This is a genomic window from Ruegeria meonggei (assembly GCF_042768335.1).
GTDB classification, from domain to species: Bacteria; Pseudomonadota; Alphaproteobacteria; order Rhodobacterales; family Rhodobacteraceae; genus Ruegeria; species Ruegeria meonggei.
The window spans coordinates 1,890,285-1,912,106 of the sequence record NZ_JAXHBT010000001.1; the positions used below are offsets into that span (position 1 = coordinate 1,890,285).

Below are 21,822 nucleotides of genomic sequence, written 5' to 3' on the forward strand. Positions count from 1 at the left end.
AACATGCGCGCTTGTCCCGCTAGGCAAGCTGCATGCAGATCATCCGGGATTTCCAATACATTGAACCTGAAAACCGCGGCGCCAGCGTGGCGATCGGGAATTTTGACGGTGTTCATATCGGCCATCAATCGGTGATTGAACTGGCACGCAACGCGGCCCCGGACGCACCGCTGGGTGTGATGACCTTCGAGCCGCACCCGCGCGAGTATTTTGCCCCGGACGCACCGCCTTTTCGCCTTATGCGCGGCAATGCCCGCGCACACCGGCTGGAAAAACTGGGCGTGCGGAAACTATACGAACTTCCCTTCAACGCAGCGCTGGCCGGGCTGACACCCGAAGATTTTACCCGGAATGTAATCTGCAACGGCCTGGGCCTGTCTCATGTGGTTGTGGGCGCGGATTTCTGTTTCGGCAAGGGACGCAGCGGTACCGCGGATGACTTGGTTCGCTTTGGGCAAAAGATGGGGTTTGGTGTTACTGTCGCGCCTTTGATGCAGCGGTCTGAGAATGTTGTCTCCTCAACCGCGATTCGCACTGCACTGACCGAGGGCCGCCCTGGTGATGCGGCCACCATGCTGGGCCACTGGCACCGCATCGAAGGCCTGGTCATCGGCGGCGAGCAACGCGGGCGCGAACTGGGCTTTCCGACCGCCAACATGTCCATCGAAGGTCTGCACCCCCCTAAATTCGGCGTTTATGCGGTTCTGGTCGATGTGCTGGATGGGCCCCATCAGGGCAGCTATCACGGCGCGGCCTCGGTCGGGACGCGGCCGATGTTTCAGGGCGAAGTGCCCAATATCGAAACCTTCCTGTTCGATTTCTCGGGCGACTTGTATGGCGCGACCCTGTCTGTCGGGCTTGTCGACTATCTGAGACCTGAAATGACCTTTGACGGGCTGGGCGGGTTGATCGCCCAGATGAACGCCGATTGCGACAAGGCCCGCACCTTGCTGGGCGCGTTATGACCACGGATCCGATCGACCGCGCAGGTCTTGGCCCCCGGTTCTGGGAACGCAAGCCGCTGACCAAAATGAACCAGCGCGAATGGGAAGCGCTGTGCGACGGCTGTGGCAAGTGCTGCCTGAACAAACTGGAAGATGAAGATACCGGTGAAGTCGCCCTGACCTGCGTTGCTTGCCGCTTGCTGGACGACGAGAACTGCCGCTGCACACAATACGACATCCGCCATCAGTTTGTGCCCGAATGTATCGTGATGAAGCCGGGTAATATTGACGACCACGCCTATTGGCTGCCGCAGACCTGTGCCTATCGGTTGTTGTGGGAAGGCAAGCCTCTTTACGACTGGCACCCTTTGATATCAGGTACGCCGGACAGCGTGCATACCGCCGGAATCTCGGTTCAGGGACGTACGGTGTCCGAGTTCGAAACCCCCATCGAAGAGTGGGAAGACTATATCATTGAGGAGCCCAGCTGATGTATTTCGCCTCTGACAATTCCGGGCCAGTTCACCCGCAAGTCATGGCCGCCCTGAATGCGGCCAACGAGGGCTATCAGATGGCCTATGGTGCCGATACCCTGATGAACGAGGTCCGGGATCGCATTCGCGGCATATTCGAGGCTCCGGGGGCGGCGGTGTATCTGGTGGCCACAGGAACAGCGGCAAACTCTCTGGCGCTGGCAACGCTGGCGCAACCGTGGGAAACCGTGTTCTGCTCACCCGTGGCGCATATCCACGAGGATGAGTGCAACGCGCCGGAGTTTTACAGCGGAGCCAAGCTGACGCTAGTGCCGGGCGAAGACAAGATGACCCCCGAGGCCCTGCGCGGCTCTATTCTGGCCGAGGAAACACGCGGCGTGCACGGACCGCAGCGCGGCCCGGTATCGATCACGCAAGTCACTGAACGGGGATCGGTCTATTCGCTGGCCGAGTTGCAGGCGCTGTGCGCTGTGGCCAAGCAAAACGGCCTGCCCGTTCATCTGGACGGCGCACGTTTTACCAACGCGCTGGTCGCTCTGAACTGCTCTCCGGCCGAGATGACATGGAAGGCCGGCGTCGATGCGGTCAGCTTTGGCGGTACCAAAAACGGGTTGATGGGTGTCGAAGCGGTTGTCTTTTTTGACGAATTCAAAGCCTGGGAATTCGAACTGCGCCGCAAGCGGGGCGCACATTTGTTTTCCAAACATCGTTATCTGTCCGCACAAATGGCGGCCTATCTGCAAGACGATCTGTGGCTGACCATGGCGCGTCAGGCAAATGCCAATTGTGCGCGACTGGCCGACGGGTTGCGCGCCAAGGGCGCATCATTCCTGCATGACCCGCAGGCCAACATGATCTTTGCCCAATTTTCTCGCGCGCGGCACAAGCAGCTGCATGAGGCAGGTGCGGTGTATCACCTGTGGGGGGCAGAACTGGATGGCTCGGATGACGCGGAAATTCTGGCCTGCCGGCTGGTTTGTGACTGGTCCATCAGCGCCGAGCAGATCGACCAGTTTCTGGACCTGCTCTGACGCAAGCGGTGTCTGAGGGATTGTTGCGCTTATGACGGCAAGCCGCCCCAGAACGCCGCAATTGCAGCACCGGTTTCGCGCGGATGCGAGATGGGACCCATATGCCCTGCCCCGTCGATCACGTCGCTTTCAGCCTGGGGAAGGCGGGTCTGCAAACCACTGTTGATGGCAACCATCACCTTATGAGTATGAGAGCCGTGCAGCAGCAGAACCGGCATGTTGGCCTGCGCAATCTTGGAGGGATCCAGCAGGCGCATCGTATCGTTGAGCAGCGCGTTTTCCACTGCCCCCACCAGATGAATACCCCGGACCATCCCCGCGCGCGCGACCTCGGGCAGATCTGCCCATTGTGGGCCAGCGTCCCCGGCCCACATGCGATTGAACAGGCGGGCGGCCAGGGGTTCATCACCGGCGGCAATCGCATCCATATAGGGTTGCGCGACGTGCGCATATTCCGCGACCAGATCTGGTGTGTCCTGCTGTGCGACGGCAAAGAACACCGGCTCGACCAGAACCACGCTGCGGACCAGTTCAGGATGTTCCACCGCCAGCCGCAAGGCGATCATCGCCCCAAAGGAATGGCCGATCACATCCATCGGCTCGGTCAGATGTTCCAGCGAGGCTTCGGTCAGACGTTCGAACAGATCGCCCTGACGGTCCCAATCCGGGCTGCGTCCGTGGGACAGCATATCCGGCGCAACAAAACTGGCCTGCCCTTTCAGCACCGCGGCAAGACCGGCCCAGACGCCGGAATGGGCAATGGTGCAATGCAGGGCCAGAACCTTACGGTCGCCCTGACCTAAGTGGCTGACATGTAAGTTTTGCGCGACGGACATCTTGGTCTCCTACCCTTATTGGTCGGCCAGGTGTCGGTCCAAATCCTCCAGCCGGTCCTGACCCCAGAAACGCTGGTCGTCCCCGGTGATATAGAACGGGGCACCAAACACACCGCGCTCCACGGCCTCTTCCAGGTTGGCGGTATAGGTCTCGGCCCCCAGCAGCAAGCCACTGTCGGCCAAATCCGAGGAAAACCCGGCGTCAGCCAGACAGGCACGGATGACATCGTCCTGCGCGATGTCCTTTTCCTCGGCCCAGCAGGCGCGCACAAAGGAATGCACCAGCTGCCCCACATCCCCTGACCCGTCCTGAATGGCGGCGATGATCGCGTATGAGGACGGCGCCGCATTGGTGGGCCAATGGGCCGGTTGCAGGTTGAACGCCATTCCCAGCTTTTTTGACTGGCGCTGCATTTCCTGCGTCCGGTATTCGATGCGCGAGATATGGCGGTCCTTGGGTGGAACACCTCCTGTACGTCCGAACAGGGCGATGATATCCAGCGGCTTGTAATTGATTGTCGCACCATGTTTGGCCGCAATCTCCTCCAGGCGCAGTCCCGCCAGGTAGGTGTATGGCGAGAGTGTCGCAAAATAGTAGTCAATTTGGGCCATGTTCACTTTCTCCGCAGCGTTATCTTTGCTGGACGGTAAGGCCATGCTAAGCGGTGTCAACATCACGAATCTGTCACATTAGCCTTTGCTGCCCGGGGACCTACAGCCGATGCCGACACTCCACGAACCCAAGCTGATCGCTGGGAACGCCAATCTTCCGCTTGCCGAATCCATTGCCCGCCGCATGAGCCTGTATCGCGGTGTCGATCAGGGTCTGGTCGATGCACGGGTCGAACGGTTCAACGACGGCGAGATTTTCGTCGAAGTGTTCGAGAATGTCCGCGGCGAGGATATGTTCATCGTTCAGCCGACCTCGAACCCGGCCAATGACAACCTGATGGAGCTGCTGATCATCGCCGACGCATTGCGCCGATCATCGGCCCAGCGGATCACCGCCGTGATCCCTTATTTCGGCTATGCCCGCCAGGATCGCCGCACCAAGGCCCGTACACCGATCAGCGCCAAGCTGGTTGCCAATATGCTGACCGGCGCCGGGATCGAGCGGGTACTAACCATGGACCTGCACGCGGCACAGATTCAGGGGTTCTTCGATATCCCGGTGGACAACCTTTATGCCTCGCCGGTCTTTGCGCTGGATGTGAAAAACCAATTCAAGGACAACCTGGACGAGATCATGGTGGTGTCACCTGACGTCGGCGGCGTCGCCCGCGCCCGCGAACTGGCCAAACGCATCAACGCGCCCTTGTCGATCGTGGACAAACGCCGCGAGAAAGCCGGAGAAGTGGCCGAGATGACCGTCATCGGTGACGTCAAAGACAAGATCTGCCTAATCGTCGACGACATGTGCGATACGGCTGGCACCCTGTGCAAAGCGGCGCAAGTCCTCCTGGACAACGGTGCGAAGGAGGTTCACGCCTACATCACGCACGGCGTCATGAGCGGCCCTGCGGTCGAGCGTGTGACCAACTCGGTTATGAAATCTCTGGTGCTGACGGACACGATCCAGCCAACCAAAGAGATCGCCAAGGCCAAGAACATCCGTGTGGTACCAACCGCTCCGATTTTCACCCAGGCGATCCTGAACATCTGGAACGGAACCAGCGTGTCGTCCCTGTTTGAGGACAAGACCCTGACTCCGATTTATGAGTCGCTGTATCACATGGATTGAGTTTATTGGCCGACAAAGGGAGCACTAAGGGTGTTCCCTTTTTGTGTTTTGAAAACCCCAGATGCACTCTCGGGACATTGTCGGCATGCGGACAAAGCGCACATTTCGGCTATGATAGACCGCTAGAACCGGCTCAGTCAGAGGTCGAAGGCCATGAAGACAGCGCCGGGATACGAAATGTGGCTCATTGGTGGAACCTCCTTGAAGCCACTCTTCGCGTAAAGTGCCCTTGCCGGTTTCTGATAATCACCGACATCAAGGACGATTTGTGCGTAGCCAAGCGACCGGGCCTTCTCGATCAAGGTGGCGATCAATGCCTCGCCAATACGACGTCCGCGCATTTCGGGCAGTACGAAAAGCCTTTTTACCTCGCATGATTGGTCGTCTAGGCGCCGCAGCGCGATGCAGCCGACATATGCACCGTCTGGCGCACGAGCACCGAGCAGCGTGCCATCTGGCGAACAATAAGGTATCGGCAGCCTATCAATTTCAGCATCGATTCCATGGGTTTCAGGCGCGATTCCATGAACCTTTTCCAGCCAGACCGCGTATCGCCGGAAGAGTTTTCCAATCCCAATCAGATTGTCTGAGTCAATCTGTTCGTCAATGCGAAAATCCATTTCAATGTCTCCAGACCATCGATCAGATGATACCGTTGATCGGAGTAACCACAATCCAGATTAGTCTGCTTTGGGCTCCGAGCCGACCTCGAATGCAATGCGGCATCCTGTGATATGATTGGCCGTCAACGTCGGGTTGTCGTTCTGGGAGGGTATGGCGGATCGGAGGATCAGTCATGGAAACATCAAATTTACCTGCCATTCGCGCACTTCGCCCTGCTTGGAACAAGGGCCGGATCGTCGGACAGAAGCGCCCACTGAAACCGAAACATGTCTGGGCGATAAGAGTTCGCCTTGAACTCGCCGAAAACCACAGAGACCTCGCTCTTTTCAACATGGCAATTGATTGCAAGCTTCGAGGTTGTGACCTCGTTCGCATGCAAGTTGTGGATGTGATGGCATCCGGTCAGATCAAGGAACGCGCGTCTGTTCTGCAAAGCAAGACGCAGAAGCCAGTTCGATTTGAAATCTCGGAAGGCACTCGAGCATCAGTTGCGAAATGGATGGAGGACCCTCTTATGGTTGGCTCTGAATTTCTGTGGCCAGGCCGCTTCCACGAGCGGTTACACATTTCAACGCGCCAATATGCACGGATCGTTCGCGATTGGGTTACATCTATAGGTCTTGAGGCAACGGCCTATGGTACGCATTCAATGCGGCGCACCAAGGTCACACAGATCTACAAAAAGACTGGCAATCTGCGGGCCGTTCAGCTCCTGTTGGAACATACCAAGATGGACAGTACTGTTCGATATTTGGGCGTTGAGCTGGAAGACGCTTTGGCCATCGCAGAAACCATTGAGATATAGAATGGAGGGGCCGTCTTCGAGGGCGGCCCGAACCGGACTTTGCTGTTGTAACCTAATGCCGCAACGCAGCTTCACCATAGCGGCCATTCGTAAGTCAACTGGCAGCCTAGGGTGTCCAAGGCCGCGAGAGACCAACCGCGTGAATGTCGCAAATTGATGGTTAATGCACTCACCAACTCGCTAGCCTCAACGAGATGACTTTATTGATCGGCCCAACATGACATCCTTAGCGCCAACATCTCCCAACGCGGATGCCCACAAGTACGGTGTGCTCTTCGTATTTGCGGCGGGTATGCTGTGGTCAACCGTCGGCCTTGGCATTCGCCTGATCGAAGATGCTGTCGTGTGGCAGATACTGCTCTATCGTTCGGTCAGCATGTCGCTCTTCTTGTACGTGCTTATCCGCGTGCGGTCTCGCGAAAGCCCCTTTGTTCAGATCCGCCGCATTGGTGCCCCTGCTATCATCGCGGGGCTTTCGTTGGTTGCAGCCTATTCCGGGGGCATCTACGCGATCCAGAACACCTCGGTCGCGAATGCCATGCTTCTGTTTGCGACAGCACCGTTTATGGCTGCGATGCTCGGATGGTTAGTGCTGCAGGAACCCGTCCGCGCTGCAACGTGGATAGCGATCGCCGTCGCAATCGGCGGAATCGGGATCATGGTCGCCGATAAATCCGGAGGCGTCGCTCTGAAGGGCAGCCTCGCCGCGCTTGGATCAGCATTCGGTTTTGCAGTCTTCACCGTGGCGCTGCGATGGGGGCGAACAGGGGAAATGCTGCCAGCGGTGTTCCTGTCGGGCATCTTCGCCATCGTCATCACCTTGGCGATCTGCCTTGACCTCGAACTCTCGCTGGTTCTGAGCCCCAATGACGGCGGGATCGCCATGGGTATGGGCGTGTTTCAGGTCGGCGCCGGTCTGATCCTCTACACTCTGGGGTCGCGCAGCCTTCCTGCGGCAGAGCTCGCCCTGCTGTCCTTAGCCGAAGTGCTACTTGGTCCACTCTGGGTCTGGCTGTTTCTAGGGGAAACCGCGACCGTTAATACCCTGATTGGAGGTGCTGTTCTGCTCGCGGCGATTGCGGGCAATGCGCTGTCGGGCAAGCGAAGAAAACCCCCGCCCATCACCGCACCTTAGAATAGGAACGACGGCCCTAACCGGACCTTGGACTTACCTTCGAGTTGCTGCGGATGCGCCCGCTTTGCGGTCATTCGCTGCGAGTGCGAAATCTTGGCTTTGTCGAACTCACACAGCGCGGACGAAGCACCATTTCGCTGCGACTGCGCCAATGGCAGCTTAGTATTGATGAGGCGAAGAATAATTGGTTCTTTGGGCAAACACACTGAGGCCTATTCTGGTATGAATTCGAACAACGCAATCTTCCTGTTTCGTCATGGCGAAACTGACTGGAACGTACACAGCAAAAGACAGGGGCACCTCGACTCGCCTTTGACGCAGAGAGGCCAACTTCAGGCCAAAGAGAACGCAAGGCGGCTGCGGCATCAATTACCTCTCGACGGAGAAGTTGCCGTTTTTGCCAGCCCGCTTGGGCGCGCACGGGATACAGCTTTGATAATGGCCAAGGACCTTGAAATTTCCAAGCAAGCCATCGTCAATGAGCCGCGATTGATGGAATGCAGCTTCGGAATTTGGGAGGGATTGACCACCTCCGAGATCAAAGCTCGTTACCCGGAAGAGTGGCAAGCGCGTTCGAAGGACAAATGGAACGTCCCGGCACCGTCGGGTGAGTTTTACGCCGATGTGCATGCACGGGTGTCAGAATGGTACGAAGCGGTATCATTCGCAGAGACCAACTTGGTTATTTGTCACGGCCTGACTTCTCGAGTTCTTCGCGGCATTTACTCCAATCTTTCTCAACATCAGGTTTTTGAACTTAACGAACCACAAGATGGCTTTTTCGCGCTGCGCGACCGTACAGAGGTCTTCGTCGAGTAGAGGCCGGACAGGAGCAGTCGTTGGTGCATTGTGCAGAATCCGCCAATATGGGCTCATTTCGAACCTTCGTACCGAACATCGCTAAGAAATATTCCAGTCATCCTCGTGTGAGACCTCGCCGATGGCCATCCAGGACACGCGGATACGCGCAATTCGGGTATCAGACCAGGTTCGGAATACCGCCTTAAACCCTTCGGGCGAAATGTCTTCGGCTTTGACCTCGGCGCGCAGGGCCGAGGATGTGTCCACATCCCAAAGCGACACGCCGATCTGAACCACCGGAACGGATCGGAATGCCTGACTGAACTTGATGGCTGTGCTGCGCTCTCGTGCACCCTCGCCAGTCCACATGTCCCCCCCATCGGCAAATTCGGAGAACAGCACCACCTCGCCTTGATCGATGCCAATTGGATGGGTTTGAAATGTCTTCATATTGTCGTCTTTTTTAAAGAATTACCGAACCTTAGTTCGCCACCCGGGCAAAAGCACGACAAAAAAACGGCCCCGCACAGGCGAGGCCGTTTCTATCAAACAGAACTGTACGGGCCTTAAAGGCTCATATGTGTTCCAAGGGCTTCCATGTCCGCCAGCAGCTTGGCGGCGTCATCGACGATGGTCTGATCGTCGCCACCTTTCGCCGCTTCGTGCGAGGCGCGGGCCTCGGCGATCATGTCGTCCAGATGCGACCGGGTCACTTCTGCAACCGGAATGGCCTTTTCAGCCAAAACCGATAGGCTATCGCCGTTGATCTGGGCAAACCCGCCGGTGACAAGATATTCGCTGGACCCTTCGGGTGACTCGACCTTCAACAAGCCGGGACGCAGCGTGGTAATGGTGGGGGCATGATCCGGCATCGCCGTCATGTCCCCGTCCGCGCCAGGAATCTGGACCGCGGTGGCCTCAAGCGAAGCAAGGCTCCGCTCGGGGCTGACGAGGTCGAATTGCATCGTGTTTGCCATCAGGGATACTCCTTAGGCGGCTTCCGCTGCCATCTTTTCAGCTTTTGCAATCACTTCGTCGATACCGCCAACCATCAGGAAGGCAGCTTCGGGCAGGTGATCGTATTCGCCGGCAACAACAGCTTTGAACGACGCGATGGTCACGTCCAGAGCAACCTGAACACCGGGCGAGCCGGTGAAGACTTCGGCCACGTCGAACGGCTGCGACAGGAAGCGTTCAATCTTACGGGCACGGGCCACGGTCAGTTTGTCTTCTTCCGACAGTTCGTCCATGCCAAGGATCGCGATGATGTCCTGCAGCGACTTATAGCGCTGAAGGATCTGCTGAACGTCGGTCGCAACGGTATAATGCTCGTCGCCAACAATCGCCGGGTCGAGCAGACGCGAGGTCGAGTCGAGCGGGTCAACAGCCGGGTAGATGCCCTTTTCCGAGATTGCACGATTCAGAACCGTGGTCGCGTCGAGGTGTGCAAACGATGTGGCCGGCGCAGGGTCGGTCAAGTCATCCGCAGGAACATAAACAGCCTGCACGGATGTGATCGAACCCGACTTGGTCGAGGTGATCCGTTCCTGCATCGCGCCCATGTCGGTCGCCAGTGTCGGCTGATAACCCACAGCCGAAGGAATACGGCCCAGCAAGGCGGACACTTCGGAACCGGCCTGTGTGAAACGGAAGATGTTGTCGACAAAGAACAGAACGTCGGCACCAGTCGAATCACGGAATTGTTCCGCCAGGGTCAGTCCCGACAGAGCAATCCGCATACGCGCACCCGGAGGCTCGTTCATCTGGCCGTAAACCAGCGCGATTTTCGAATCTTCCAGTTTGTCGGGAACGATAACACCGGATTCGATCATCTCGTGGTAGAGGTCGTTGCCTTCACGGGTCCGCTCACCAACACCGGCGAACACGGACACACCCGAGTGCACTTTGGCGATGTTGTTGATCAGTTCCATGATCAGAACGGTTTTGCCAACGCCGGCGCCACCGAACAGACCGATCTTACCGCCTTTGGCGTAAGGGGCCAGCAGGTCGACAACCTTGATGCCGGTGACCAGAACTTCGGATTCTGTTGCCTGATCCGAGAAATCCGGCGCGTCCTGGTGGATGGCGCGGGTTTCTTTGGTGTCCACTGGGCCCTTCTCGTCGATGGGCTCGCCCACAACGTTCAGGATACGGCCCAGAGTAGCGTTACCAACCGGAACCGCGATCGGTGCGCCGGTGTCGGTTACGGCTTCGCCGCGGACCAGACCTTCGGTCGCGTCCATCGCAATTGTACGGACAGTGTTTTCGCCCAGGTGCTGTGCAACCTCCAGAACCAGCTTCTTGCCGTTGTTGGTGGTTTCCAGCGCGTTCAGAATTTCAGGCAGCGCATCATCGAAGTGCACGTCAACGACGGCCCCGATGATCTGTGTGACTTTGCCTTTTGCATTCGCCATGTTTCGTCTCCGGTTAGTCTCTACAGCGCTTCGGCGCCGGAAATGATTTCAATCAGCTCGTTGGTGATCACGGCCTGACGCGAGCGGTTGTATTGGATGGTCAGCTTGTCGATCATCTCACCTGCGTTGCGTGTCGCGTTGTCCATCGCGGACATTCGTGCACCCTGTTCCGAGGCTCCGTTTTCAAGCAGAGCCGAAAAGATCGCAGTCGCAACCCCCTTGGGCAGCAGGTCAGCCAGGATGGCCTCTTCGCTGGGCTCGTAGTCGAAAATGGCACCGCTGTCGTCGCCGCTCGCGTCGTCCTCGAACGAAGCGGGGATGACTTGCTGTGCCGTCGGGATCTGAGTCACAACGTTGACGAACTTCGAATAGAAGATCGTGGCAACATCGAACTCACCCCCGTCGAAACGGGACAGGACGTCCTTTGCGATGTCTTGTGCGTTGGTATAACCCAGACGCTTGACCTCGCTCAGATCGACATGTCCCACGAACAGATCGCCGTAGTCGCGTTTGATCGCGTCACGGCCTTTCTTGCCAACAGTCAGAATTTTGACCGTCTTGCCCTTGGCTTGCAGTTCGTAAGCCTTGGCACGAGCCAGCTTGGCAATGTTCGAGTTGAAGCCGCCACACAGGCCGCGTTCAGCTGTCATCACAACCAGCAGGTGGACATCATCGCTGCCCGTACCACGGAGCAGCTTGGGGGCGCTGTCGCTGCCCCCGACCGATGCCGCCAACCCCGCCATCACGGCATTGAACCGTGCAGCATAGGGGCGCGAGGCTTCGGCAAATTCCTGGGCGCGGCGCAGTTTTGCAGCCGCGACCATCTGCATGGCCTTGGTGATCTTGCGGGTCGATTTGACCAACTCGATCCTGTTTTTGAGATCCTTAAGATTTGGCATGTGCCCGCCTCTCCCTTAAGCGAAGGTTGCGGCGTATTCGTCCAGCGCAGCCTTGATCTTGTCGGAAGCATCACCCTTGATCTTGGGATCTTCGTCGGTGATCCACTGAAGCAGGTCAGCGTGCTTACCACGCAGGTGCGACAGCAGGCCAGCTTCATAGCGGCCAACATCGGTGACGTCGATCTTGTCGAGGTAACCGTTGGTACCGGCGAAGATGACGCAGACGATTTCCGCGTTTGTCAGCGGCGAGTACTGCGGCTGTTTCATCAGCTCGGTCAGACGCGCACCACGGTTCAGCAACTGCTGGGTCGCGGCGTCAAGGTCGGAGCCGAACTGCGCAAAGGCCGCCATTTCGCGGTACTGAGCCAGCTCCAGCTTCACCGGACCAGCAACCGACTTCATCGAGTTGGTCTGAGCCGAAGAGCCCACACGCGAAACCGACAGACCGGTGTTCACAGCAGGACGGATACCCTGATAGAACAGCTCGGTTTCCAGGAAGATCTGGCCGTCGGTGATCGAGATCACGTTGGTCGGAATAAACGCCGAAACGTCACCACCCTGGGTTTCAATAACCGGCAGAGCGGTCAGCGAGCCGGCACCGAAGTCTTCGTTCAGCTTCGCCGAACGCTCCAGCAGGCGCGAGTGAAGATAGAAAACGTCGCCAGGATAGGCTTCACGTCCGGGCGGACGACGCAGCAGCAGCGACATCTGACGATAGGACACAGCCTGTTTCGACAGGTCATCATAGATGATCAGAGCGTGGCGGCCATTGTCGCGGAAGAATTCGGCCATTGCGGTTGCGGCATAGGGTGCCAGGAACTGCATCGGCGCCGGGTCGGACGCGGTTGCGGCCACAACGATCGAGTAGTCGATCGCGCCGGACTCTTCCAGTTTCTTCACCAGCTGCGCAACGGTCGAACGCTTTTGGCCGATCGCAACGTAAACGCAATACAGCTTCTTCGACTCGTCGTCGCCTGCCGCATCGTTGTAGGTTTTCTGGTTCAGGATCGCGTCCAGAGCAACGGCAGTTTTACCGGTCTGACGGTCACCAATGATCAGTTCCCGCTGGCCACGACCAATCGGGATCATCGCGTCAACCGATTTCAGGCCGGTTGCCATCGGTTCATGAACCGATTTACGCGGGATGATGCCAGGTGCTTTGACGTCTGCAACGCCACGCTCGGTGGATTCGATGGGGCCTTTGCCGTCCAGCGGGTTACCCAGACCGTCAACAACACGACCCAGCAGACCGTTACCAATCGGAACGTCCACGATCGAGTTGGTGCGCTTGACGATGTCACCTTCTTTGATGTCACGGTCAGAACCGAAGATAACAACACCAACGTTGTCGCTTTCCAGGTTCAGCGCCATGCCCATGATGCCGCCGGGGAATTCGACCATCTCACCCGCTTGCACATTGTCCAGACCGTATACACGGGCAATCCCGTCACCGACGCTCAGCACGCGACCGATTTCGGCCACTTCGGCTTCCTGACCAAAATTCTTGATCTGGTCCTTCAGGATTGCAGAAATCTCTGCAGCTTGGATTCCCATTTATCCGACCTCTTTCATTGCATTCTGTAGGGAGTTGAGCTTCGAACGGATCGAGCTATCGATCATCTTCGAGCCCACTTTAACGACAAGACCGCCAATGAGGCTTTCATCAACGGTCGCATTTATTGTCACGGTCTTGCCCACACGTTCGGACAGCGTTTTGGACAGTTTTTCCGTCTGGGTTTTGGTCAACGCCTTGGCCGAGGCGACATCTGCGGTCACTTCGCCACGCTCGTCGGCCAGCATATTGCGCAGAACCTGCACCAGTTGCGGCACAACAAACAGGCGGCGCTTTTGCGCCATCAGAGCCAGCGTGTTGCTCAAGATAGCATGCAGGCCCATCTTTTTTGCAATCGCGGTAATTGCTGCTTCCTGTTCTGCGCGAGACACCAGCGGCGATGCAATCAGATCGCGCAAATCGGCGCTTTCGCCCAAGGCGGTTGCCAGATCATTAATGCCGGTTTCCAGACCTGCGAGGTCTTTATTCTCTTTGGCGATCTCGAAGATCGCGGTGGCATAGCGCACGGCGATGCCTGTGGAAATCGAAGCTGGTTCGGACACGTCCACCCTTCCGATATTTTGGGCCCCGAATTCGCGTTGCGGCAGCTACCCCGGGGGCGTGAAGAAACCCCGTCCAAACGGCCGGGGATCAAAATCACCGGGGATGTAACAGAGGCGAACTCAGCTAGCAACATATTATCACGGCAAGGGTCTTATCCACAAAATGTGTAGTTTCAATAAGTTACACTGGGTGCGACCCTTTGGTACGCCTGATCCGGCAGAAAAATGTTACGGAAGTGTAGGTTTTTGCGATTCCTGTGACCTTTTTTCCGCATTTTCACGCTTTGGCCGCATCTGAAATGCCGCTGATTTTTAGGCCGGCTTCAACAACCCATCCAACGCTTTGATCGGCTTGCGCACCGCGTCTTTGGTGACGGTGCCGCTGGGCGGTCTGATATGCTTGGTAACCTCAACCATCAGAACGCCGCCAGCCATGACTGTTGGAACCCGCTGTCCGGTTTTTTCGATCAGGCTGCCCGATTTCAGCCAGAACCGCCGAAAAGAAGGCGGCAGATACAAAGCCGAGCAATGGCTTTCCCGAACAAAGTGATGAGCCTTGAGCTGGCTTTCCAGCTGAGACGCGGAATAGGGGCGTCCGAACCCGAACGGTGTCTTGTCGCTGCGCGACCACAACCCCGCTCGGTTGGGCACGACAAACAGCGCCCGTCCGCCGGGGCCAAGCACACGCCAGCACTCGTTCAGCAATTCACTTGGCTGGCTAGAGGATTCAAGCCCGTGCATCACCACCAGCTTGTCCACATGGCCGGTTTCGATCGGCCACAACGTCTCTTCGGTCAGGACCGAGACATTGGGCATCCCCGCGGGCCATGGCATCACCCCTTGCGGGCCAGGCATAAGGCCGATCACGCGCCGCGCGTCTTTCAGAAAAGGCCGCAGCAATGGCACGGCAAACCCGAATCCAACAACCGTCTGACCCTTGGCCTCGGGCCATAACTCGGTCAGCCGCCCGCGTATTGCAGCCTGCGCCGCACGGCCCAAGGTACTGCGGTAGTAGAAATTCCTCAGATCCTGAACATCAAGATGCATTGCGGACACCCGGTCAATCGGCTTAGCTGAGCGCAGTCTAGCAACGAAAGGGCAAAAGGCCATGCCTCTTGAGATCGTCACCATCCCCTGTCTCAGCGATAATTACGCATTTCTGGCGCATGATGCCGTTAGCGGCAACACCGCATTGATCGATGCCCCCGAATCCGGCCCGATTCTGGCCGAACTAGACAGGCGCGGCTGGACCCTGTCGCACGTGCTGTTGACTCATCACCACTGGGATCATGTCGACGGTCTGGCTGGTATTTTGGAAAAACACCCCGCCGCAGTGATTGGCGCCGCTGCTGATGCCCACCGCCTGCCGCCTTTGGATCAACAGGTGGTCGAAGGCGACGTATTCGAAATAGCCGGGGATCCGGTGCAGGTGCTGGACGTCTCGGGACACACAATTGGCCACATCGCGTTTTACATGCCGCAAAGTGCGGCGGTGTTCACTGCCGACAGTTTGATGGCCCTGGGATGTGGTCGCTTGTTTGAAGGCACTGCCCCTCAGATGTGGGCCTCTCTCAGCAAACTGGCTGCCTTGCCCGATGAAACAATCGTGTATTCAGGCCACGAATATACCCAATCCAACGCCAAATTTGCCGTTACGGTCGACCCCGACAACGCCGCACTGCAGCAGCGCGTGGCTGATATCGACCGCGCCCGCGCCGCCAGAGAGCCCACAGTGCCCTCGACCCTGGCGCTGGAAAAGGCCACAAACCCGTTTTTACGCGCTGCAGATTCCGCGATACAGGTTCAGCTGGGTATGACAGATTCTGACCCGGCGTCAGTTTTTGCTGAGGTGCGGACTAGAAAAGACCGTTTCTAGTGCCTATTTCGCTCTCTTCACGGCCACGGTCACAACAAATGTGACTGTCAAGTGAAAGAAAACCCTTGAAGCCGGGCAACTATCAACCAAACTCTAATAGTATGAGGACATGGTTGGATGGGGTTCCGGCCGAAACCTGCCCCCTTTCGACCCAAGACAGAGGAGCACCCGCGTGCCTTCATTCTCGAGCACATTAGAACAAGCCATTCACGCGGCTCTGGCAGCCGCGAATGAAAGGCGCCACGAATTCGCCACGCTGGAACATCTGCTTCTGGCGCTGCTGGAAGAACCTGACGCCATCCGCGTCATGAAGGCCTGCAGCGTTGATTTGGATGATTTGCGCAGCACTCTGGTTGAATTCATAGACGAGGACCTTTCGAACCTTGTCACAGACATCGACGGGTCCGAAGCAGTGCCTACGGCGGCCTTCCAGCGTGTCATTCAACGCGCGGCAATTCACGTCCAAAGCTCGGGCCGGACTGAAGTGACCGGTGCCAACGTTCTGGTCGCCATCTTTGCCGAACGCGAAAGCAATGCAGCCTATTTCTTGCAAGAGCAGGACATGACTCGCTATGACGCGGTAAATTTCATCGCACATGGCGTAGCAAAAGATCCGGCCTATGGCGAAAACCGCTCAGTTTCCGGTGCCGACCAGGTCGAGGAAGAAATTCAGGCCAGCTCTGGCGAAGGCGAACAGAAAGAAAGCGCGCTGGGTAAATACTGTGTCGATCTGAACGCGAAGTCGCGTGCGGGCGACGTTGACCCACTGATCGGCCGTTCCTCGGAAGTTGAGCGCTGCATTCAGGTCCTGTGCCGCCGTCGTAAGAACAACCCGCTGCTGGTGGGCGACCCCGGTGTGGGAAAAACCGCCATCGCCGAGGGTCTGGCCCATAAGATCGTCGGCGGCGAAGCGCCCGATGTGCTGTCCGAAACCACGATCTATTCGCTGGACATGGGCGCGCTGCTGGCAGGCACCCGCTATCGCGGGGATTTCGAAGAACGGCTGAAGGCGGTAGTCACTGAATTGGAAGAACATCCTGACGCGGTGCTATTTATCGACGAAATCCACACTGTGATCGGTGCTGGTGCGACGTCAGGAGGCGCGATGGATGCGTCAAACCTGCTGAAACCTGCCCTGCAGGGCGGCAAGCTGCGCACCATGGGATCGACCACTTACAAGGAATTCCGTCAGCATTTCGAAAAGGACCGCGCGCTGAGCCGCCGGTTCCAGAAGATTGACGTGAATGAGCCTTCGGTCGAGGACAGCGTGAAAATTCTCCGCGGTCTAAAGCCCTATTTCGAAAAGCATCACGATATCAAATACACGGCGGACGCTATCAAAACCGCGGTGGAATTGTCTGCGCGGTACATCAATGACCGCAAACTGCCCGACAAGGCCATCGATGTAATTGATGAGGCCGGTGCCGCGCAGCATCTGGTCGCCGAAAGCAAACGTCGCAAAACCATCGGCGTCAAAGAGATCGAGGCCGTAGTTGCCAAGATCGCGCGCATTCCGCCCAAGAACGTCACCAAGGACGATGCCGAGGTTCTGAAGGACCTCGAAACATCGCTGAAACGTGTCGTATTTGGTCAGGATGATGCGATCGTGGCACTGTCCAGTGCGATCAAACTGGCGCGTGCTGGTCTGCGTGAACCTGAAAAGCCCATCGGCAACTACCTGTTCGCTGGTCCGACAGGTGTGGGTAAGACTGAAGTCGCGAAACAACTGGCCGATACGTTGGGTGTGGAACTGCTGCGCTTTGACATGTCCGAATACATGGAAAAACACGCGGTCAGCCGTTTGATCGGTGCCCCTCCGGGTTATGTCGGGTTCGATCAGGGTGGTTTGCTGACTGATGGTGTCGACCAGCATCCGCATTGCGTGCTGCTTTTGGATGAGATTGAGAAAGCGCACCCTGACGTGTTCAACATCCTGTTGCAGGTGATGGACCACGGTGAGCTGACAGATCACAACGGCCGCACGGTGAACTTCCGCAACGTGGTTCTGATCATGACCTCGAACGCGGGTGCGCAGGAACAAGCCAAAGCCGCCATCGGTTTTGGTCGTGACCGCCGTGAAGGTGAGGATACCGCCGCGATTGAGCGTATGTTCACGCCGGAATTCCGCAACCGTCTGGATGCGGTGATTTCCTTCGCACCGCTGCCGAAAGAAGTTATCCTGCAGGTGGTTGAGAAATTCGTTCTGCAGCTTGAGGCGCAATTGCTGGATCGTGGGGTGACCATCGATCTGACGCCAAAGGCCGCCGAATGGCTGGCTGACAAAGGCTATGACGACAAGATGGGCGCACGCCCGCTGGGCCGTGTCATCCAAGAACACATCAAGAAACCGCTGGCCGAAGAGCTGCTGTTCGGCAAGCTGGCCAAGGGTGGCTTGGTCCGCGTGTCGGTCAAGAAGGGTGATCTGAACCTTGATATCCTTGGACCTGATCAGCCACGCATTCCGGGCGACAAACCGCCCTTGCTGACGGCGGACTAAAAGCTCTGGACACAACAACAAAGCCCGCCATCACATTGGCGGGCTTTTCCTTTCCGCGTGGATGCACAAAAGACTACCTGCTCGCGCAGGATCAAATACCGGCGGAATCTTCCATCACACGCCAACCACATGACGGTGTCATCTGATCCACTTCAAATTGGAACCAATTTCCAACACCGCCCGGCCCCTGGTCGAATTTCCGATCAATCGGCAGATTGGACAATGCGCAAAACAGCAGCGGGCCTACGCCACCGTGTCCGACAAACAAAACGTCACCTTCGCCGGAATCGGACAAGCAGGCCGTAACAGCCCGGACGATACGCGCCTGTGCATCCACGGCCCGTTCCCAGCCTCTTACATTGACTTCTAGATGACCGAAGAACTGGTCCGCGACGGCCTCAAACTCTTTTGGCGACAAAAAACCCGGTGGCGCTGCGGTCGTTTTCATGCATGTCAACGCGGATTTCGGCCACGAGCCCTAACGCGGCCGCCAGCGGGAGAGCTGTTTCGATGGCCTTTGTTTCGGTGCTACTGATGACCCGGGTCGTTCGGTTCAACATACCTAGTTTCCCGGCCAATTGCGCGACCCGCAAACGCCCAACTTCGTTCAGCGACCAATTCGGCACCTCTGAATCGGGATCAATCGTGACCTGTGGGTGCGTCAGGTAACGGGCCAAACGCCGGTGGGTGGACATGGCTACCGCTCGGTCAGTTTCAGCTCAATCCGGCGGTTCTGGGCACGGGCTTCGGGCGTGTTCGCTGGGTTGACGGGCTGGAACTCACCAAACCCGTTGGCCGCCAGCCGGCTTGGCGGGATATCCAGTGCCTCGACCATATAGCGCACCACAGACAGGGCCCGCCCCTGGCTGAGTTCCCAATTGTCGCGATACCGACCCGAGCCAGACACAGGGACGTTATCCGTATGACCGTCAACCCGGATAACCCAATTCAAACCTTCAGGGATTTCAGCCGCCACGCTGCGCAGAATATTGGCGACTTTAGCGACCTCCTGCCGTCCTGCACCAGACAGCACGGCAGAACCGGTATCGAACAGAACCTCGGACGAGAACACAAACCGGTCGCCTTCGATCCGGACACCTTCCTGATCCCCCAGCACGTCGCGCAGGCGACCGAAAAACTCGGACCGATACCGCTCCAGATCTTCGGCTTGTGCGGTCAGCTCTTCGTTCCGTCCGGATAATTGCTCAGCCTCAACTTCCAACCGAGCGCGCTCGGCCTCTTCCAGCAACCGACGGCGACGTTCCTCGGATGCGGCACGGGCCAGCGCAGCATTCAAATCCTGACCCAGCGTCTGAATGCGAATATCCGCGGCGGCGTTTCGATCTTCGTAATCGTCCAGCAGAGCCTGCAACCCGCCCAATTGATTGCGCAGCGCTGCCATCTGCTGGTTCAGCAAAGCTGTCTCTCGCTGTGCTTTTTCAGAAATTTCTTCCTCATCCGACAATGTATCGCGGGCCACAGCCAGCAACGCGGCACGTTCTTCGGCTAGCGACCGCTGTGCCTGTGCCTCGGTCTGCGCCTGTGTCTGGGCTGCAAGCGCGGCCTCTAGCCGGGCCTTCAGATCCTCACTGTTCAATTCACCAAATTGCCGTTCCAGTTCCGCTTTGGCCGCCTGTGCCGCCGCCAGCAGGGTCAGCGTCTCTTCGGCTTCTTTCCGTTGCGCCTCCAGCGCAAGGGTCATGGCTGTCAGCTCAGTATCTGCGTTTTGCAGGCGGTTTCGCAGGTTCTCCGCAGCAGCGGCCTCAGCCAACTTGGCAGCCTCTTCGGCACTCAACTCGTCCTCAAGCTCGGTGATACGCGTGGTCTGTTCGGCATCGCTTTCTTCCAGGTCCGCGACCAATGCCTCCAACGCCTCGCGCTGAGCGGCGGCCAGTCTTGCCGCCTCGGCCTGCGCGTCGATTTCGGACCGGCTTTGCGCAAGGGCCAGGTTCAGCTTGTCTTGCTCGCTCTGCAATTCTTGCCGCTGCGTTTCCAGCGTTGCAATTTCGCCCCGGGCCCGTTCCTGATCGATCAGCAACGCCGCGACCTGGGATTCGAAATCGGTCAGTTAAATCTGCGCCTGTACCAATTCGGTTTCAACCTGCGTCAGAGTTGAGTTGAGCACACCCAAGCGCGCTTCCAACCGACTGTTTTCCCGTTCTTCCAGACCCAGTGCACCTACCAGAGCGGCGACTTCGTCGGACAGAGCGGTCAATTCGTCCTCTTGCCCCGAAATTGTCTCGCGCAGCACGAATTGCACCACCATAAAGATGGTCAGCACAAAGGTCAGAACCATCAAAAGTCCGGTAATCGCATCCACGAATCCAGGCCAGACCGAGCCCTGAAACCGCTGACCTGTGCGACGGGACAGAGCCATAACTTACTCACTTTCCGGCGCGGTGCGCACCGCACCTCGGGGAAGTGTCAGGGCCTTGACCAGCAGTTCGATATCCTTGCGCAGCTCACCCATGCTTTCCTGCCGCCCGGCTGAGATTTCTTCGAGGATACGCAGCAATTGCACATCCATCGACCGCAGGCGCATCCGGCTTTCGGCGTCGATCCCCTCGCCCGTTCCCTGTTCGCGCAGGTGGTCCAGCAGGGCGTCCTGCCCCAGTGCCACGCGCTCTAGTGCCGAGATCACGCCATCGTTGTTTGACTGGCGCTGGTTCATCTCACCAATGGCATCCGCCAATTGACCCAACCGCGACGACACCGCCGCGCGATCAAATTCTTGCGCCGAAAAAAGATCCTGCAGCGCGTTCATCTGTTCAGACATGGCATCCAGCACAGGGGTCAGCACCGTCAGTTCGGCCCCGCCCTCATCGCCCGCGGCAAAGCCAACGCGCGTGATCGAGGACAGCCATTCCTCAAGTTCGCGGTAAAACCGGTTTTGACCATGCCCAGCGAACAATTCCAGCAGACCAACGATTAGGGACCCGGCCAAGCCCAACAGCGATGAACCAAACGCGACGCCCATGCCCTGCAACTGTGCCTCCAGCCCAACCATCAGTCGGTTGAAGACGGCCAGCCCCTCTTCGCCTTCCTGCGGGTTGAGGCTGCGGATGGTGTCGACAATGGCGGGCACGGTAGTGGCCAACCCGAAAAATGTACCCAGAAGGCCCAGGTAAATCAGGACGTTGGTAATGTAGCGCGTGATCTCACGCTCTTCTTCGACGCGCTCGGCAACGGAATCCAAGATCGACCGTGTCGATGTAGAGCTGATCTGCGACCGCGCGCCCCGTTCCCGCAACAGCGAGGCCAGCGGTGCAAGCAATTGCGGCGTACGGGCGTCTTCGCGGACAACACCGCCGACAAAGGCCTCGATCCAGCGGACCGATCCGATCAACTGCGTCACCTGATAGAAACAAGCGAATACGCCGATGATAAAGACCAGAATAATAAAGCCGCTCAGGTAAGGATTGGCCAGCGCCACCGGCATCACATACGGCAACGCCATGAAGACGCCCAACCCTGCCAGACCGATTGCGATCAACATCATCGCAATCTGACGGATGGGATGCGAGAATTGGGGTCTCGCGCCCTGATGTGCCTGCGCCATGCGCGTGGTTCCCGGTTTTTGCCTGCTTTGGCCTGAATCTAGCGAAATTCC

At 57.8% G+C, this 21,822-nt stretch carries 22 protein-coding genes and 1 pseudogene; 9 read left to right on the forward strand and 14 right to left on the reverse strand.

What is annotated here, in order from left to right; genetic code table 11:
- Nucleotides 1-32: 32 nt before the first annotated feature.
- The 3 genes from SJY13_RS09330 to SJY13_RS09340 are packed head-to-tail and all read left to right on the forward strand — an operon-like array spanning nucleotide 33 to nucleotide 2,469.
- Nucleotides 33-965, forward strand: coding sequence for a bifunctional riboflavin kinase/FAD synthetase (locus SJY13_RS09330; RefSeq protein WP_377190358.1), 933 nt, complete (start codon nucleotides 33-35; stop codon nucleotides 963-965).
- The gene (locus SJY13_RS09335; protein ID WP_377190360.1) at nucleotides 962-1,435 is read left to right on the forward strand and encodes a YcgN family cysteine cluster protein; all 474 of its coding nucleotides are present in this window, start codon (nucleotides 962-964) and stop codon (nucleotides 1,433-1,435) included. Before SJY13_RS09330 ends, SJY13_RS09335 begins: the two co-directional genes overlap by 4 nt.
- Nucleotides 1,435-2,469, forward strand: a complete 1,035-nt coding sequence (locus SJY13_RS09340; protein ID WP_377190362.1) for a threonine aldolase family protein — start codon at nucleotides 1,435-1,437, stop codon at nucleotides 2,467-2,469. The genes SJY13_RS09335 and SJY13_RS09340 overlap by 1 nt, the downstream gene beginning before the upstream one ends.
- A 29-nt stretch (nucleotides 2,470-2,498) precedes the next feature.
- Here SJY13_RS09340 and SJY13_RS09345 read toward each other — a convergent pair whose 3' ends face one another.
- A complete protein-coding gene (locus tag SJY13_RS09345; protein WP_377190364.1) occupies nucleotides 2,499-3,305 on the reverse strand; it encodes an alpha/beta fold hydrolase in 807 nt (268 codons plus the stop codon).
- Between the two features lie 15 nt (nucleotides 3,306-3,320).
- Entirely contained in the window at nucleotides 3,321-3,917 is a 597-nt protein-coding gene (locus tag SJY13_RS09350; protein ID WP_085821413.1) for a 2-hydroxychromene-2-carboxylate isomerase, read from the reverse strand.
- A gap of 109 nt (nucleotides 3,918-4,026) precedes the next feature.
- Between SJY13_RS09350 and SJY13_RS09355 the strand changes: the two genes are divergently transcribed.
- A complete protein-coding gene (locus SJY13_RS09355) occupies nucleotides 4,027-5,046 on the forward strand; it encodes a ribose-phosphate pyrophosphokinase (protein ID WP_085821414.1) in 1,020 nt (339 codons plus the stop codon).
- Between the two features lie 137 nt (nucleotides 5,047-5,183).
- Here SJY13_RS09355 and SJY13_RS09360 read toward each other — a convergent pair whose 3' ends face one another.
- On the reverse strand, nucleotides 5,184-5,666 hold the full coding sequence (locus SJY13_RS09360; protein ID WP_377190366.1) for a GNAT family N-acetyltransferase: 483 nt from the start codon (nucleotides 5,664-5,666) through the stop codon (nucleotides 5,184-5,186).
- A 176-nt stretch (nucleotides 5,667-5,842) separates the two neighbouring features.
- Between SJY13_RS09360 and SJY13_RS09365 the strand changes: the two genes are divergently transcribed.
- The 3 genes from SJY13_RS09365 to SJY13_RS09375 all read left to right on the forward strand — a co-directional run bounded on the left by SJY13_RS09365 (nucleotide 5,843) and on the right by SJY13_RS09375 (nucleotide 8,429).
- Nucleotides 5,843-6,475, forward strand: a complete 633-nt coding sequence (locus SJY13_RS09365) for a tyrosine-type recombinase/integrase (RefSeq protein ID WP_377190368.1) — start codon at nucleotides 5,843-5,845, stop codon at nucleotides 6,473-6,475.
- Nucleotides 6,476-6,692: 217 nt separating this feature from the next.
- Nucleotides 6,693-7,610, forward strand: coding sequence for a DMT family transporter (locus tag SJY13_RS09370; protein ID WP_377190370.1), 918 nt, complete (start codon nucleotides 6,693-6,695; stop codon nucleotides 7,608-7,610).
- A 222-nt stretch (nucleotides 7,611-7,832) separates the two neighbouring features.
- The gene (locus SJY13_RS09375; protein WP_377190372.1) at nucleotides 7,833-8,429 is read left to right on the forward strand and encodes a histidine phosphatase family protein; all 597 of its coding nucleotides are present in this window, start codon (nucleotides 7,833-7,835) and stop codon (nucleotides 8,427-8,429) included.
- A gap of 81 nt (nucleotides 8,430-8,510) precedes the next feature.
- Here the strand turns inward: SJY13_RS09375 and SJY13_RS09380 are convergent, their stop codons facing one another.
- From SJY13_RS09380 to SJY13_RS09410, 7 genes are all read right to left on the reverse strand, one after another.
- Complete coding sequence (locus SJY13_RS09380) at nucleotides 8,511-8,861, reverse strand: H-type lectin domain-containing protein (protein WP_377190374.1); 351 nt, start codon at nucleotides 8,859-8,861, stop codon at nucleotides 8,511-8,513.
- Between the two features lie 116 nt (nucleotides 8,862-8,977).
- On the reverse strand, nucleotides 8,978-9,388 hold the full coding sequence (locus tag SJY13_RS09385; RefSeq protein ID WP_085821417.1) for a F0F1 ATP synthase subunit epsilon: 411 nt from the start codon (nucleotides 9,386-9,388) through the stop codon (nucleotides 8,978-8,980).
- A 12-nt stretch (nucleotides 9,389-9,400) separates the two neighbouring features.
- Nucleotides 9,401-10,825, reverse strand: a complete 1,425-nt coding sequence (gene atpD, locus SJY13_RS09390) for a F0F1 ATP synthase subunit beta (protein ID WP_085821418.1) — start codon at nucleotides 10,823-10,825, stop codon at nucleotides 9,401-9,403.
- Between the two features lie 20 nt (nucleotides 10,826-10,845).
- Complete coding sequence (locus SJY13_RS09395; protein ID WP_377190377.1) at nucleotides 10,846-11,724, reverse strand: F0F1 ATP synthase subunit gamma; 879 nt, start codon at nucleotides 11,722-11,724, stop codon at nucleotides 10,846-10,848.
- Between the two features lie 15 nt (nucleotides 11,725-11,739).
- On the reverse strand, nucleotides 11,740-13,278 hold the full coding sequence (gene atpA, locus SJY13_RS09400) for a F0F1 ATP synthase subunit alpha (RefSeq protein WP_377190379.1): 1,539 nt from the start codon (nucleotides 13,276-13,278) through the stop codon (nucleotides 11,740-11,742).
- Nucleotides 13,279-13,839, reverse strand: coding sequence for a F0F1 ATP synthase subunit delta (locus tag SJY13_RS09405; RefSeq protein WP_377190381.1), 561 nt, complete (start codon nucleotides 13,837-13,839; stop codon nucleotides 13,279-13,281). It lies immediately after the preceding gene.
- Nucleotides 13,840-14,151: 312 nt separating this feature from the next.
- Nucleotides 14,152-14,886, reverse strand: coding sequence for a class I SAM-dependent methyltransferase (locus SJY13_RS09410; protein WP_085821601.1), 735 nt, complete (start codon nucleotides 14,884-14,886; stop codon nucleotides 14,152-14,154).
- A gap of 61 nt (nucleotides 14,887-14,947) precedes the next feature.
- On the opposite strand from SJY13_RS09410, the gene gloB reads away from it, so the two are divergent.
- Complete coding sequence (gloB, locus tag SJY13_RS09415; RefSeq protein WP_377190383.1) at nucleotides 14,948-15,715, forward strand: hydroxyacylglutathione hydrolase; 768 nt, start codon at nucleotides 14,948-14,950, stop codon at nucleotides 15,713-15,715.
- A gap of 172 nt (nucleotides 15,716-15,887) precedes the next feature.
- Nucleotides 15,888-18,212, forward strand: coding sequence for an ATP-dependent Clp protease ATP-binding subunit ClpA (clpA, locus tag SJY13_RS09420; protein WP_085821423.1), 2,325 nt, complete (start codon nucleotides 15,888-15,890; stop codon nucleotides 18,210-18,212).
- 91 nt (nucleotides 18,213-18,303) lie between these two features.
- Here clpA and SJY13_RS09425 read toward each other — a convergent pair whose 3' ends face one another.
- From SJY13_RS09425 to SJY13_RS09440, 4 genes and pseudogenes are all read right to left on the reverse strand, one after another.
- Entirely contained in the window at nucleotides 18,304-18,660 is a 357-nt protein-coding gene (locus tag SJY13_RS09425) for a histidine phosphatase family protein (protein WP_377190386.1), read from the reverse strand.
- Entirely contained in the window at nucleotides 18,611-18,907 is a 297-nt protein-coding gene (locus SJY13_RS09430) for a histidine phosphatase family protein (protein WP_377190388.1), read from the reverse strand. The genes SJY13_RS09425 and SJY13_RS09430 overlap by 50 nt, the downstream gene beginning before the upstream one ends.
- 2 nt (nucleotides 18,908-18,909) lie before the next feature.
- Nucleotides 18,910-20,589, reverse strand: a pseudogene (locus tag SJY13_RS09435) (peptidoglycan -binding protein).
- 3 nt (nucleotides 20,590-20,592) lie between these two features.
- Entirely contained in the window at nucleotides 20,593-21,771 is a 1,179-nt protein-coding gene (locus SJY13_RS09440; RefSeq protein WP_377190390.1) for a biopolymer transporter ExbB, read from the reverse strand.
- Nucleotides 21,772-21,822 lie beyond the last annotated feature (51 nt).

What these genes read in the sequence shown, in the direction of transcription:
- SJY13_RS09330 (WP_377190358.1), top strand. Translation starts at nt 33, where the DNA reads ATGCAGATCATCCGGGATTTCCAATACATTGAACCTGAAAACCGCGGC.
- SJY13_RS09335 (WP_377190360.1), top strand. Translation starts at nt 962, where the DNA reads ATGACCACGGATCCGATCGACCGCGCAGGTCTTGGCCCCCGGTTCTGG.
- SJY13_RS09340 (WP_377190362.1), top strand. Translation starts at nt 1,435, where the DNA reads ATGTATTTCGCCTCTGACAATTCCGGGCCAGTTCACCCGCAAGTCATG.
- SJY13_RS09345 (WP_377190364.1), bottom strand. Translation starts at nt 3,305, where the DNA reads ATGTCCGTCGCGCAAAACTTACATGTCAGCCACTTAGGTCAGGGCGAC.
- SJY13_RS09350 (WP_085821413.1), bottom strand. Translation starts at nt 3,917, where the DNA reads ATGGCCCAAATTGACTACTATTTTGCGACACTCTCGCCATACACCTAC.
- SJY13_RS09355 (WP_085821414.1), top strand. Translation starts at nt 4,027, where the DNA reads ATGCCGACACTCCACGAACCCAAGCTGATCGCTGGGAACGCCAATCTT.
- SJY13_RS09360 (WP_377190366.1), bottom strand. Translation starts at nt 5,666, where the DNA reads ATGGATTTTCGCATTGACGAACAGATTGACTCAGACAATCTGATTGGG.
- SJY13_RS09365 (WP_377190368.1), top strand. Translation starts at nt 5,843, where the DNA reads ATGGAAACATCAAATTTACCTGCCATTCGCGCACTTCGCCCTGCTTGG.
- SJY13_RS09370 (WP_377190370.1), top strand. Translation starts at nt 6,693, where the DNA reads ATGACATCCTTAGCGCCAACATCTCCCAACGCGGATGCCCACAAGTAC.
- SJY13_RS09375 (WP_377190372.1), top strand. Translation starts at nt 7,833, where the DNA reads ATGAATTCGAACAACGCAATCTTCCTGTTTCGTCATGGCGAAACTGAC.
- SJY13_RS09380 (WP_377190374.1), bottom strand. Translation starts at nt 8,861, where the DNA reads ATGAAGACATTTCAAACCCATCCAATTGGCATCGATCAAGGCGAGGTG.
- SJY13_RS09385 (WP_085821417.1), bottom strand. Translation starts at nt 9,388, where the DNA reads ATGGCAAACACGATGCAATTCGACCTCGTCAGCCCCGAGCGGAGCCTT.
- atpD (WP_085821418.1), bottom strand. Translation starts at nt 10,825, where the DNA reads ATGGCGAATGCAAAAGGCAAAGTCACACAGATCATCGGGGCCGTCGTT.
- SJY13_RS09395 (WP_377190377.1), bottom strand. Translation starts at nt 11,724, where the DNA reads ATGCCAAATCTTAAGGATCTCAAAAACAGGATCGAGTTGGTCAAATCG.
- atpA (WP_377190379.1), bottom strand. Translation starts at nt 13,278, where the DNA reads ATGGGAATCCAAGCTGCAGAGATTTCTGCAATCCTGAAGGACCAGATC.
- SJY13_RS09410 (WP_085821601.1), bottom strand. Translation starts at nt 14,886, where the DNA reads ATGCATCTTGATGTTCAGGATCTGAGGAATTTCTACTACCGCAGTACC.
- gloB (WP_377190383.1), top strand. Translation starts at nt 14,948, where the DNA reads ATGCCTCTTGAGATCGTCACCATCCCCTGTCTCAGCGATAATTACGCA.
- SJY13_RS09425 (WP_377190386.1), bottom strand. Translation starts at nt 18,660, where the DNA reads ATGAAAACGACCGCAGCGCCACCGGGTTTTTTGTCGCCAAAAGAGTTT.
- SJY13_RS09430 (WP_377190388.1), bottom strand. Translation starts at nt 18,907, where the DNA reads ATGTCCACCCACCGGCGTTTGGCCCGTTACCTGACGCACCCACAGGTC.
- SJY13_RS09440 (WP_377190390.1), bottom strand. Translation starts at nt 21,771, where the DNA reads ATGGCGCAGGCACATCAGGGCGCGAGACCCCAATTCTCGCATCCCATC.